Origin of the sequence: Halomonas sp. 3D7M (genome assembly GCF_014897885.1) — a bacterium.
GTDB lineage: Bacteria > Pseudomonadota > Gammaproteobacteria > Pseudomonadales > Halomonadaceae > Vreelandella.
Map to the genome: position 1 here is coordinate 15,853 of NZ_JABUZF010000182.1, position 14,986 is coordinate 30,838.

At 53.0% G+C, this 14,986-nt stretch carries 2 protein-coding genes; both read left to right on the plus strand.

Annotated features, from left to right (window positions below; all coding sequences use genetic code 11):
* Window positions 1–915 precede the first annotated feature (915 nt).
* Window positions 916–12,312, plus strand: coding sequence for a non-ribosomal peptide synthetase (locus INT22_RS10450; protein ID WP_193060400.1), 11,397 nt, complete (start codon window positions 916–918; stop codon window positions 12,310–12,312).
* On the plus strand, window positions 12,309–14,986 hold a 2,678-nt coding region (locus INT22_RS10455; RefSeq protein WP_193068190.1), incomplete at its 3' end, for an AMP-binding protein. The genes INT22_RS10450 and INT22_RS10455, both read left to right, overlap by 4 nt.

Sequence of the window (14,986 nt, forward strand, 5' to 3'; positions counted from 1 at the left end):
TCTCCAGGTGTGAGCGATACGGCCCCGGTTGCTATCCGGATTCGGATGTCATCAGCGCCGCGCGCGGGATTCAAGCTCTTTGTTCGTTTATAAACCGCTTCACGCTCAGCTAATAACTCAGTGTCAGTTGTCCTCGTCGTCCGGGTTCTTTCGAGCCCTTTACCTGCTCTGAACAAGGCGATATGACCGCCCGAAACCCTCCTGACTTGATATGAAACCAGACGACTCTCTCGGGCGATCAGGTAGATTTTCAAGCTCTGATTGTTGTTAACATGATGATTTCAAAGAAAATTAAAGGAATTGCCAAATGATAATGAATATCATTATTGACTATGGAGGCGTAATTTGAAACACTATGTTGCAAACCTGAAGAGCCTGTGGGCAAGTCCTCAGGTCAGCGACATTGCAGGTATTGCCAGCCGCAAGGAAGGGTTTTAGCAGCCTTATATATGGATTTGCGAGCTGGAATGCGATTCATCGGCAAAATTACTCGTTGATCAGGCTTTCTTCGGCTCAGCGCGCAAGGTCGGTTTTAAGAAGGGTTGACATGGCTCTTGAACGGTAATGATTATCATTGCGATCCTTCGCTTGTATCGTTATAGTGGGTCGATATTACACTTCGGTATTTTTTGCTTTGGATATTTTATTTATATAATTTAGTTGAGTTTTTGTTTTTAGGCTATTTTCAAATGTATTGGATAATAGTTTATTTTTATTAGGTTTTCATATTTTTCAGTCTGGAGTTTTTAAGGTTTTTTATTTCTGTGGAGAGTTGGAAGCTATATATTATTTGGTCCATTTTGTTAGTCAGATTTAACTGGGGTTTGGTTTTTGTAAATTAAATAAGCCATGAATTTTAATAAATAATCAAGTGAAAAGTGTGCCGTGAGCAGGCTTTTAGTACGGAGTTATTACATGAAAGACTCTAGGCCAAGTTGGGTTCAGATGACATTGTTGGCGCGGTTTGATGACTGTTCCGATGATGTTGCCATACGCGATTGTACTTCTGACAGACATCAGGAATACCGTTACGGGGAGCTCTCCCGGAAAGTCTTCAGTATTTCTGGTCAGCTTCGTCCGTTTTACGGTGAGCGGGCGTTGCTCTTGTTGCCTGGTGATTCTCAGTTTGTCTTCGGCTTTCTGGCATGTGTTATTTCAGGGGTCACCGCAGTACCGGTTAATCTGCCGGGGGTTCAGCGGCTGCGACGGGTGCGTCTCATGCTGGAGCATATTCTGCAGGACTGTCAGCCTCGGGTGATTCTGGCCTTGTCTTCATCAAAAGCAGAGCTGGAGAGGATGGGCTGGCATCAAAACCGAACGGTGATTTATCTTGATCAAATCGCTGGTAATGCTCCCGGGATCGATCTGAAAGCTATCCGGGCAGCCTCCGGGCCGATTCTGTTGCAGTACTCTTCGGGTTCGACCGGCAAGCCCAAGGCGGTTTGCAATCATGATGACAATATTCACCACCACCACCAGTTGATGACGGGGATGCACCCGACGATCGACCGTATTCATGTCGCAAGCTGGCTGCCTTTTTATCATGATCTGGGGTTGTTCTACGGTCTGCTGTACCCGCTGCTTTCTGGCGGATGTAGCACTTTTATCCGTCCCAGCCAGTTTATTCGGGATCCGTACAGTTGGCTGGCGCTGATTGATCGTTACCGGGCCAATGTCGTGATGGCTCCTGACTTTGCTTATCAGCTGTGTGTAGAGTCGGTTTCCCCGGCACAGGCGGGTCAGTTGGACTTGTCATGCCTGGAAGAAGCTTTGACGGCTGCGGAGCCGATTCGTCCGGCAACCCTTGATGCGTTTTCGGCTCATTTCGCTTCGTCCGGTTTCAGGCCTGATATGTGGATGACGGGATACGGAATGGCGGAAGCAACGCTGGTGGTCTGCTATCAGGCGAAGGGAACAGCGCTGGTCCGTAAGCGTTTTGATGAGAAGCATTTGGCTGCAGGCAGAGCCGTTGAAAGTCCATGCGGCCGGGAGTTGGTCAGTAGTGGGAACTGTATGGGTTCCTGGACGCTGAAAATTGTCGATCCCGATACCCGGATGGTCTGCGAAGACCGGAAAATCGGGGAAGTATGGATCTCCGGAAACTGTATGCCCCAAGGCTACTGGCAGAACCCCGGTTTAACCGACGAGACGTTTCACGCCCGGTTAGCCGATAGTCAGGATAATCGCAATTATCTGCGCACCGGTGATCTGGCTTTTCTCCTTGAAGGCGAGCTGTTTATTTGTGGCCGAGAGAAAGATGTCGTCATTGTTGCGGGTGAGAATCATATGCCCAACGATATTGAGGCCAGTATCGAAACGTACTGTGAGTTGGTTAATGTTGGTGGTGCGTGTTTTGTGCAGGATGCGGCAAACGGCAAAATCTACGGGATGTGTGAGGTCCATCGCCATACGCCAGTCGAGACGCTCGAAGCCCTGGCAAGAGAGATTTCAGCTTTAGTGCTTGAGCATCATCAGTTATTGCCCGAACAGTTGATACTGGTTACCAGAGGCGGTTTGAAAAAAACTTCAAGTGGCAAGATTCGCCGCAGTCAGATGCTGGCTGACTGGTACGCAAAACAACTCAAACCACTGTTTGTCTCAGAACCGCAAACTGAACCTCTGGCCGGTCAGTCAAATGAAGCCGGTTTGCAAACGACTGATGACTTTGTCTCCGATTCACTGAAAAAATTACTTGGCGGCGACCGGGTCGACGAGTTCCAGGGCTTTGCCGATATGGGGTTGACCAGTCTGGTAGCAACCCGGTGGTGTGCTCAGTTGGCCAGGTATTATCAGTTATCGTTGTCGCCAACAGTCTTGTTTGCCTATCCGAATCTGAAGTCATTGCGTGCATGGTTGGAATCAAAGACTTCACGACTGCCGTCCACACCGTATACGTATTCAGAACCCCAGCTTCGTCAGGTCGCTGTGGTGGCAATCAGTTGTCGCTTGCCCCAGCAAAAATATGCTGCGTGGTCTACGTACGCCGACTGGCTGGCAAAAGGAGAAAATGCGCTGACTCGGGTGGATTCGTCACTGCGTTCCTTCTCTTTGCCTGTTGGTGCAATTGATGACATCGACAAATTTGATGCTGCTTTTTTTGGCATTACTGCAACAGAAGCCAGGCTTATGGATCCTCAACATCGGTGGCTGCTTGAGTCAAGCTGGCATCTGTTTGAGCAGGCCGGATGGTTCCCTGAGAAACAGAAAGGGCAGGCTTTGGGAGTTTTCATTGGTCAGGGTAGTCAGGATTACAGTGATGCGCTGGCTCAGATGAATGACAGTCAGCATGCCAAAAGTTATTTGGCGACCGGCAATAGCCGGAGTGCCGGCTCTGGAAGAATTGCAAAATTTTTCGGCACCCGTGGACCTGCCATCACTATTGATACTGCTTGTTCGTCATCTCTGGTTGCAGTTGATATGGCTGTGGATTATATCCGCTCTGGAAAAGGGAGGACGGCCATAGCCGGCGGTGTGAACTGCTTGCTTTCCTCTCAGACAGAACTGGCTCTGCAAAATGCAGGGATGCTCTCTCCCAATGGTCGATGTGCAACCTTTAGCCATGATGCTGATGGGTATGCCCGAGCGGAAGGGATGGGGTTGTTACTGTTAAAGGATTATCAGCAGGCGCGGCAGGATGGAGATCCGGTTCTTGCGGTGATTGAAGCTAGCGGAGTTGCTCAGGATGGAGAAAGTAGTAGCCTGACAGCACCGAACCCATTGGCGCAGCAGGCACTGCTTCAGGAGGTCCTCGAGCAAAGCGGGGGGAGCATCGATGATCTTGATGCGATTGAGCTACACGGTACCGGCACCTCTCTTGGGGATCCGATTGAGCTGAGTGCTATAGATGGCGTGTATGGTTGTCGCCAGGAGCCACTGCATTTAACCGCAGCCAAATCGCAGTTCGGTCATCTAGAGTCAGCAGCGGGTGTTGCAGGCGTGATCCGCGCAATCGCCCAGATGCAGCATCAGTGTCTGTTTGGTCACCCGACTTTTGATCGGCCTAATCCGCACCTTCAACCCTGGCTGAGCCGCTATTGCTTCAGCCGGCATAGCCAGCCGAAATGCCTGAAACGAATGGCTGTTAGTGCGATGAGTTTCACCGGAACGCTGGCTCACCTTATCCTGCGTCATGAGCCCGAGCGTGAGCATCCAGTCAAGTCTGCACAGCATCAGGCAGCGGCTATTTGTTATCTGCCATTGGCGGCCGCGGACAGGGATGCTCTCCGACGATACGCCCATCAATGGGCCGAGGTATTAAGTGAGCATCCCGATGAGCGGGGTCAGCTTCTGGATGCATGGTTGTGTCATCGTTCTCATCAGTTGCCGGTACGAGCCTGCATAGCGTATCAGGGGGCAGAGCAACTGATCGCAGCACTATTGGAGTTTTCGGCAGATCCGCAGGCTTCAGCGCCCGATACTTTGGTGGGGCAAACACTGCCTTCCCCCATCCGTGCGTGGGTCGATGGGGCATCGTATGACTGGTCACTATTGGCGGGTCAGCATACTTTTTCCGTAGCAACCCGCATGGCATTACCTCTTTATCCGTTTGCTAAGGAGGCGTATTGGGCCACGTCTGAGCCGGGCTTGTCGCACCCGCTATCGGCGTCAGTCACACTGCTGGCGGACGTTGACCGGGAAGCCTTCTTGCGCCAATGGCTTGCGGATACCTTGATGCTGGATGCTGAAGCTATTGGTGAGGCCGATGATTTAATCGGCATGGGCATTGATTCTCTTCAGATGATGGACCTGGTTGACGAGGCAAAAAAACTGGGAATTTGTCTCGACTTGGCCCGCATGTATGAGTCCCCCACAGTGCAAGACTGGCTGAAGTTGATGCAGGGAAGCAGGACGGAAGGATTCTCCAAAGCGGCAGGCGGGATGCCTCAGGCTAACAGTAGCGAACGGTGGCTTGGTAAACCTTTTGAGTTGACCGGCGTTCAGCAAGCATACTGGCAGGGGCGTAACCGGGATCAGGTCTTGGGGGGGGTTGCCTGCCAGGTCTATCTGGAGCTGAATCAGCCGGAACTCGATGGCGCACGCCTTAATCGTGCACTTGAGGCGCTCACGCTGCGGCACAGTATGCTGCGGTTACGCATGCAGCCGGATGGACGGGGGATCATTACCGATCAGCCGGCGCCTCAAGTGACAGAGCATCAGTGGCAGGACTGCGATGGTCGGCAAGCGCTGGCCAGGCAGATGGCATTGCGTGAACAGTTGCAATCACAGGTGCTCGATTTAGAACAGCAATCAGGGCTGTCGGTTCATGTCAGTCATACAGCCCAAGGCAGTCGGTTACATATCAATATTGATATGGTTATTGCCGATGCGTTGAGCATTCATATCCTGGTGCAGGAAATGGCTCGCTTCTATGCTCAGCCACCACAGGCTGGGTTATTGGAGGCTACGGAACATTTCCCGCGTTATTTACACCACATGGCAACTCGGAATGGCAGTAAGGACGCCCGTCAATACTGGTTGGAGCGAATTCCGGATCTGCCAGGAGCCCCCGCTTTACCGATGGCAAAAAGGCCGGAAGCGATTGCGGTTCCCGTATTTTCTCACCGCGACTGGAGGTTGCCGCAGGCACATTGGCAAGCTCTGAAAGAGACCTGTCGCCATCACCGTGTTACCCCGTCCATGTTACTGGCCGCTTGCTATGCTGAAACGCTTCGTGGCTGGAGTGAACAGCCGGATTTTTGTCTCAATCTGACGATTTTTAACCGTCGTTTCGATGCGTTTGATATTTCAGATATGGTTGCTGATTTTACTACGCTGATGCTGCTGGAATGTCACAGAACGGCTTCTGACACCTTGCTGGATAACGCGCTTGGCCTGAATCAGACATTCATGAGAAATCTGGATCACAGCCAGTATGATGCCGTGCAGGTACTCAAGGAAATGTCACGCCAGCATGGGGCGCAAGTGACAATGCCGGTAGTGTTTACCAGCAATCTGGGCCATGATTTTCTTGAGGGCAGCGCGCTGGGAACCCTGGACTATATTGTGTCTCAGACCCCTCAGGTGTGGATTGACTGTCAGGTTATGGAGCAGCATGGCGAACTGATTGTCAGCTGGGACACGGTAGATGACCTCTTTCCGCCACAGATGCTCGATCAGATGTTTGGCTTTATGGGAGCGCTGATTTTCTCCTTGTCGGAAGATTCGGCCCGATTGCATCAGCCCGTCGAGCATTATCTGAATCCGCAGCAGCAGCAACTTCGTGAGCAGCGTAACCGGCAGGAATTGGTGGAATTCCAGCCGCGGACCTTGCACGGACGATTTTTTGATCGGGCACGACGCTGTCCCGATAACATTGCCGTGATCGATGAGAACGGATCGCTGACATACCGCCAATTGGCAGCGCAGTCCGAATCGCTGGCAGATCAGCTCTTCGAGCGGGGAGTGTGTGTCGGTGACCGGGTTGCGATCTTATTGCCGAAAAGCCGGTCTCAGGTCGTTGCTGTACTGGCAACTCACTTGCTCGGAGCGGCTTACGTCCCTTTAGATGTTGAACAGCCGCTTCCCCGGTTAAAGCAGATAATCGATCAGGCGAGCCCTCGTTGTATCGTGGTCGATGAGCAGGGTCAGGAATTGCTGTCCGGGCTGGGTGGTATTACGCCAGAATCTCTAGTCAGTGTCGAAGTGCTGGTTCATCCCGGAGCGCCAGGGAAACCGGATTCCTCCCCGCGTCTGTGGCCACGATTTTTGCCCACACAGCATGCCTATATTATATACACCTCGGGCTCAACCGGAATACCGAAAGGGGTGGTCGCGACCCACCAGGCAGCGGCGAATACAATCGACGATATTAATGCCCGTATTCAGATGCGTGTCAGTGACCGGGTTTTTGCGCTGTCTGCGCTGAACTTTGACTTGTCAGTCTTTGATATTTTCGCGCCGCTTTCGGTGGGCGCTGCACTGGTGATGCCTAATTCAATGCAGCTCCGGGAAGCCAGAACCTGGTTGCAGGCCATGGAGCAGCATCAGGTCACCGTCTGGAACTCGGTCCCGGCAATGTTCGATATGTTGCTGATCGCTGCCGAACGTACCGATGCCCGGATTTTGCCGGGCTCACTGCGACAAGTGCTGTTATCCGGAGACTGGGTTGGTCTGGATCTCCATCCGCGTCTGAAAGCTTTGAGTACACAAACTCGTATAGCCGCGTTGGGTGGCGCGACAGAAGCCGCGATCTGGTCGAACTGGTTCGATATTGAGACTGTGCATCCCGAATGGAAAAGTGTCCCTTACGGATATTCCCTCAGCCATCAGTATTACCGGGTGATGGATGAAAGTCGCCGGGATTGTCCGGATTGGGTTGCCGGTGAACTATGGATCGGTGGTGAAGGGGTTGCTGTCGGGTATTTCAATGATCCACAGAAAACCGCTGATCAGTTTGTGATTCATGAAGGGAAAAAATATTACCGTACTGGTGATATGGGACGCTTCTGGCCCGAGGGCATCATTGAGTTCATCGGGAGGCGCGATAATCAGGTCAAAATCCGGGGTTACCGTATCGAGTTGGGAGAAATCGAGCATGTAGCTGCTCAATATCCCGGAGTTAAGCGGGCCGTTGCACTGGTCACCGAACAGTCGGGTCAGCAGATACAACTGATGGTACAGACAGATACCTCGGTAACGGATACATCGTTTGTCCGAGCCAGGGGGGGCGAAGCGGCATTGGCCGCTTCGCGGTTGTCACCGATGCAGTGGTTGACGCTGGAAGATGCCGGGGGAACAGAGGTTGAAATTACGGCCTACATTGCCGATCGGATCCTCCGGCAGCTTTTGGATCGCAGCGGTCAGGTGACGCCGTGTTCTCTGGATGCTGACGAATGGTGTGCTGCACTGTCTGTGGCTGATTCGTACCGGGTTGTGATTGAGGCGTGGCTGAAGTTGTTGGTTCAGACCCGGCGATGGCAGCAACAGGCAATGCAGTTTACCCCGACAGAAACTTTTGTTGAGTTGGCCGACAGGTTGCCGGTTGATGAGGTCGCGCCCTCATACCAGGGACTACTGACGGCACTGGAAAACCGGGTGGACTGGTATGCCGGTTTGCTACAGGGACAGGTCGGTGCGCTAGAACTGCTGGATGACCCGGACCTGACACCTGAAGTGCTGGTTTTGAACCATCCGGAGTTGCCTCAGGTGATCTCGTATCTATGTACGTCAATCACCCAATTATCCGCGCAATTGGGCCGGCCGGTGAATGTTGTTGAACTCAATGGCCGTGAAGGGCGACTGGCAGGTGCGATACTGAGCCACTGCGATCCGGAGCATGTCCGTTACCGGGTCACTGAAAGTGCTGCATCCATGCGAGAGAAAGCTGTCTTCCGGCTGGCGGGGTTTGGTGAGCATGTCCAGGTGCTGCCGCTCTCTGCATGTGAGCCTCTGGCTGCGGATGTAGTGATTAGCAACAACGCTTTGCACCGGTTTGCCAATATCAATCATGGCATTGATTCGTTGGCCGGCTTACTGGCTCCAGGCGGGCATTTTATGGTGCTGGAAACCCAACATTTAAGTCCGTTAGCCTGGCTGACGGTTTGTTTGTTGCAGCCAGAGTTGTTCTCGGGGCAGGCCGGAGCGTTTGAAGATAGCCGAGAGGGCGATTGTACACCGCTTCTGAATGCTCAGGATTGGGAAATAGGTCTGGCCTATTCATCGCTGGAGACTGAGCTGTGTGTCAGCAGTCATCGAGGTGATTTAGTGCTCTTGTCTGGCCGTCAGTCCGGTGAGGTTCTTGTTGAAGATACCCGGCAACTGGAAAGCTGGCTGGCACAGCATTTACCTGCCTATATGGTACCGAAGCGGGTTACTCTGTGTGAATCGATCCCGCTGACGGCGAATGGTAAAGTCGATCGAAAACAACTCCTCGCACAGGTGCAGCCGACCATCGAAGCTGTCGCTGCGAATGGAGAAGCCTGCCAGACGGAGAACGAATCTCTGGTTGCAGACATTTGGCATTCTGTGCTGGGTGTTAATGTCGACCGTCACAGCAATTTCTTCCAGCTCGGAGGCGACAGTCTGCACGCGACACGAATTGTGGCCGCGCTGGATGAAGCCGGTATCAGGGATGTCAGGCTGGCAGATCTGTTCAACCGCCCGGTATTGCAGGAGTTTGCCCGCCATCTGAAACGGGATGAGTCTGAGAATAGACCCGCATTTGAGTTGCTGCATCATCAGCAGGAGCTGTATCAGCCGTTTGTTCTGACGGATGTTCAGCAGGCGTACATTACCGGTCGCCAGGAAGGGCTGGTCATGGGCGGCGTCGGAACCCATTTCTACTCAGAGTTTGAAGATGATCAGCTTGATATCGAACGGTTCAGGCAGGCTCTGATGCGGGTGATTGAGCGTCATCATACCCTGAGAATCGTATTTGATGAGCCGGGCGAACAGCGATTTTTACCCACAGCGCCGCATTGTCCGTTGGATGTCATAACCTGTAAAGATGAAGTTTGGGATGAAACGGTTGCCCGGATGCGGAGCGAGTTATCGCACAAAGTGTTGGATCCGACCCAGTGGCCATTGTTCCATCTGACGGTGATTGTGTCCGATCAGGGCCAGAAGCGTCTTTGTGTTGGTCTGGATAATGCGATTCTCGATGGCCTGAGTATGCGGATTTTCTTTGCTGAACTGGGTATGTGCTATCGCGACCCGGAGGTGACCTTACCTGCGCTGGGTGTGACATTCAAAGACTATCAGGATCAGGTTTATGCCCGGATTTCAGCCGGTGACCAGGAAAAGTCACAGGATTACTGGAGGGCCCGTTTAGCCAATCTACCGGACGCACCGCGGCTGCCGTTGGCGAAAGAGCCAAATCAGCTGAGCAGGCCTCGGTTTGTCCGCCGTAAGTCGGTTCTTCCTCGAGAACAGTGGCAGAAACTGACTGACAAAGCACGCGGGCTGGGGGTTACGCCGTCCTGTCTGCTGCTGAACAGCTACGCCAGTGTGCTGGCCAGTTGGTCTGAAAACCCAGCGCTGAGCATCAATGTCACATTGTTTGATCGTAGGCAGGTTCATGCTGATATTCACCACATTATGGGTGATTTTACTTCACTGCTGTTACTTGAAACGGTGCAGCATGAAAGCGAATCCTGGCTAGCAGCTACCCAGCGGTTACAACAACGGTTATGGCAGGACCTGGAGCACGCAGATGTTTCAGCGGTATGGGTGCTGCGCCAGTTGGCAGAGTTGAGGCAGGTCAGTGATGTCAGTATGCCGGTGGTCTTCACCAGTGCGCTTGGTGCCGATACGGCTCTGGATGAAAGTTCGCTCCTGAGTCCGGCCAATACGGTATGGGGTGTTTCGCAGACACCTCAGGTGTGGATTGATCACCAGGTCTATGAGCATGACGGTGCGTTGCACTTTAACTGGGATGTCGTCGAATCTTTGTTCCCGGAGGGAATGATCGATGCCATGTTCACCGCCTATTGTACTTTGTTGACGCATTTGACTGACCACGACTGGCATCAGCCCTGTGTGATCGGACTGCCGCCGCAACAGCATGCTGCGCGCGAGCGGGTGAACCAAACCCATGGTGAGCTTCCCGGGCATGCTATGCATGAAGCCGTCTATCAGCAGATGCTGTCCCGCCCCGATCAGGTGGCGGTGGTTCTGGATGCGCATTCCGTCAGCTATGGCGCATTGCATCAGTGGGTCAGCCAGGCTGCCTCCGTGCTTGAAAAGGAAGGCGTTCGAGCGGGTGAATGTGTCGGGGTGATGTTACCCCGCTCTGTTGAGCAAGTCGTTGCTGTACTTGCGATTCAGTGGATTGGCGCTGCTTATGTCCCGATTGCGGCGGACTGGCCGGAATCTCGGGTTGCATCGGTGTTGAATCAAGCCGGGATCAGCCGGGTGATCGTCCGATTGTCGTGCTTACTTCCTGGGGATGCACGTGCTGTGGTGATCCCTGAATATTCGTCGCAGTCGGCTCACTTACTGGCTCCGGTTCCCCGTCATGCCGATGATCTGGCCTATGTCATCTTTACCTCTGGCAGTACCGGAGAACCCAAAGGGGTAGCGATTACCCATGGGGCGGCGATGAACACGATTCTGGCGATCAACCACCAACACCAGGTTAGCAGTCAGGATGCGGTATTGGCGCTGTCGGCGCTGTATTTTGATCTGTCGGTCTACGATATCTTCGGGCTACTGTCTGCAGGGGGGAAAGTGGTCCTGATCCGGGATGAAGAGAGCCGGGATGTGGCTGTCTGGCTGAGGCTCTTGCAACAACATCAGGTCTCTTTGTGGAATACCGTTCCTGCTCTGATGGATATGCTTTTATTGCGGGCGACGCAGCAGGATCTGGAATCGTTACGTTGTGTGATGCTGTCTGGAGACTGGATTCCTCTGGCACTGCCCGACAGACTGAAAGCGTGTAATCCGCAGGTCAAACTGGTTTCCATGGGTGGCGCGACCGAAGCGTCGATTTGGTCAAACTACTGGCTGGTGGAATCTGTTGACCCTGCGTGGAAATCTATCCCATACGGGTTTCCGTTGCAGAATCAGAAGTTCAGGGTCGTGAATGAATGCGGCAATGACTGCCCTGACTGGGTGAGTGGAGAGCTCTGGATCGGAGGAGAGGGGGTCGCACTCGGTTATATCGGGAATGAGGTCTTAACCGGGAAGCAGTTCTGCCAGTTTCAGGGAGAGCGCTGGTACCGAACCGGAGATTCGGGCCGTTACTGGCCGGACGGAAGGTTGGAGTTTCTGGGACGCCGGGATCAACAGGTGAAAATTGCCGGGTTGCGGATTGAACTCGATGAAATCAGTCAGGCGCTTCGTTGTTGTCCTCAGGTGGAAGATGCTCTGGTCATGGTCGAGCCGCATGCAAGTCGCCCCCGAATTCATGCTTATTTGCTGGCGTCAGCATCACTGGATTTTGTTGAAGTCGAGCAGACGTTGAGACGTTACTTGCCGCCTTACGCGATGCCGGACGGATATGCGGTGCTGAGCCAGTGGCCGCTGACAGCTAACGGGAAAATCGATCGTAAACAGTTGAGCAATATGAAACTCCTTGAATTGCAGTCGACGGAGTTTGTGGCGGCAACGACCCCGGAGCAGTGCCTGTTGACCGAAGCTCTGGCCGAGATACTGGGCCGTTCGGAACCGATGAGTATCCACGACAATTTCTTTGCCATTGGCGGTGACTCTTTTGCTGCTATTCAACTGACGGCCTGGCTGGAGAAACAGCACCAGATCAAGCTGCCACTGCAAAGCGTATTTAATCTGCAGACCATTGGCCGGCTTGCCCAGGAGATTGCAATACCCGATCAGAAAACACCCCGATTCGAATATGAGGAAGGATCGATATGATATCAGAGACAGTCAGGGTAACGCCGCTTGCTTTATTGCAACAGTTAGAGGCTCAGAATGCCGAGTTCTGGCTGGAAGACGGAGCGCTCAGGTTCAGGGCTCCTCAGGGGATAATCAATCCGGAAATCACCGCTCAACTGAAAGCATGCAAACCAGAATTGATCGCTTTGCTGAAAGAGCGGGAGCTGGGGCTGAAGCTGACACCGGCCAGTGATCCCCAGGACAGGTACCAGCCATTTGCCATCAGTGATGTTCAGGCCGCTTATCTGATTGGGCGGCAGAATATTTTTGAGTATGGGGGCACTGGTTGTCATGGCTATTTCGAAATTGAATTTGGAAAGCTCGATCACAAGGCGTTAAGCCGGGCGTGGAACAGGCTGATCGAACGGCACGATATGCTAAGAGCTATTGTGATGGGTGATGGACAGCAGAAAATTTTACCGCAGGTTCCTCAATTTAACATCGGTTACCGACAGGGCTCAGAAGCGCGCTTCGCCTACCGTGAGGCCATGTCTCACCGGGTTTATCACACCGAAACCTGGCCATTGTTTGACTTGGCGGTATCGTCGTCGGATGGCGTGTCGTATCTGCATTTCAGTATCGATTTGTTGGTGGCTGACTTTCTCAGTATTCAGATTGTCCTGTCAGAATTGCTGCATCTCTATCACCATCCGGATTTGGTGTTACCTCCCCTGTCACTGAGCTTTAAAGATGTCATTGAGTACGAGAGACGGCAGAAATTGACGGTGAAATACGGTCGGGCCCGTCAGTACTGGCATGAACGTATAGATGAGCTGCCATCCTGCCCGGCCCTGCCACGGGCCGGGGCGAGCATTGATACGGCTATGACAGTCGAAACCAGGGATCGTGCGTCTGATAGAGCGCCGGGGTTCACCCGCTATGAAGCTATTTTTTCCCCGGCTGAGTGGCAGGCGCTTGAGTCGCAGTGTCAGCAACAGGGAGTAACACCTTCCTCATTGCTGATGACCCTTTATAGCGAAGTGATTGCCCGCTGGTCTGATAGTCAGCATTTTTGTCTCAATCTGACAGTGATGAATCGTGAACCGATGCATCCTGATCTCATGCGTATGGTTGGTGACTTTACCAGCGTTAACCTGTTGGAAGTCGATTTACGTGAGCGCAGGCCATTGGCAGAACAGGTGAGGATACAACAGAACCAGTTGTGGCAGGACCTGGAACATAAAGTATTCAGTGGAATCGAAGTCGTTCGCGAACTGGCTCGAAAACATGGGGCAGAGTATGCGCGAATGCCGGTGGTGTTCACCAGCGCACTGGTCGGTAACCAGCGTGAACAGGTTTCGCAGACCATGTCTCATTACGATATGGGTCTGGAAATGGTCTTTGGCATCAGCCAGACCCCGCAAGTCTGGATCGACTGCCAACTGATGACTCGTGATCAGCGTCTGTGTGTGAACTGGGATGTTCTGGATGGTATTTTCCCTCCTCACATGATCGAATCGATGTTTGCTGCATTTGAAAATGCTATCCGTAATGTACTTGTAGAGGGCGAAACCGCCTGGCGGAATCCGGTCGGGATTCCGTTGCCGCAGCGACAGCAAGAAACACGCCGGCAGGTAAATGACACGCAGCATCCGATGCCAGATGTCATGTTGCATCAATTGGTATTGCAGCAGGCGATAGAGACCCCTGATGCGATAGCACTGAAGACGCCACAGCGTCAGCTGACGTATCGGGAGCTGGTTGCTGAAGCGCAGCAACTGGCTACTCGTCTGCCCCGCAGTCAACGAGTGGCCGTTGCCATGGAAAAGAGTGCGCAGCAGGTTGTCGCGACACTCGCCATTTTGCTGGCCGATGGGGTTTATCTGCCTCTGGATATTAGCCAGCCGATGGCACGTATCGGTCAGATCCTGTCCAATGCTCAGGTTGATCTGGTGTTGACCGACCATGAGGAGCTTGCCTGCCGCTTCACGGAAGACGGTTTTAATGCCATGAACATTCTCTCCGAAGGCGGGCTTGCTGACGGTGAACAAATTCAACCGGTCAATGTCTCGTCAACGACAGAGCGTCTGGCCTACATTATTTATACCTCTGGTAGTACAGGCACACCCAAAGGGGTGATGGTGAGTCATCGGGCTGCCGTTAATACTGTGCTGGATATCAATCGCCGTTTCCAGATTACCGGACAGGATGTGGTATTGGGGCTGGCGAAGTTAAGTTTTGACTTGTCTGTTTACGACATCTTCGGCACCTTGGCCTGCGGCGCGACGCTGGTCCTGCCAACGGAAGATGCACTGAAAAACCCGGCGCTTTGGGCCCGGCTGATTCAGACCCATAAGATCACCGTATGGAACTCCGTCCCGGCACAAATGAATATGCTTACCCGCTATTTGGCGGATGAAGCTTGTGATACAGACCATTCACTGCGGATAGTGATGATGTCCGGAGACTGGATTCCTGTCGATTTGCCGCAAGAAATTGCCCGCAACTATCCGGCCGCGGCCATATTTAGTCTGGGCGGGGCGACGGAAGCCGCAATATGGTCCATTTTCTATCCTGTTGATCCGAAAGCTTGCTATGGCACCTCAATCCCTTACGGCCGCCCGCTGGCAAATCAAGTGTTTATGGTCCGTGACGCTCACGGGCGTCCTTGTCCGGACTGGGTTGCCGGTGAATTATGTATCGGCGGGGTTGG

Excerpts from the sequence above, each read along its gene's own strand:
- INT22_RS10450 (WP_193060400.1), top strand. The coding sequence starts at position 916 with ATGAAAGACTCTAGGCCAAGTTGGGTTCAGATGACATTGTTGGCGCGG.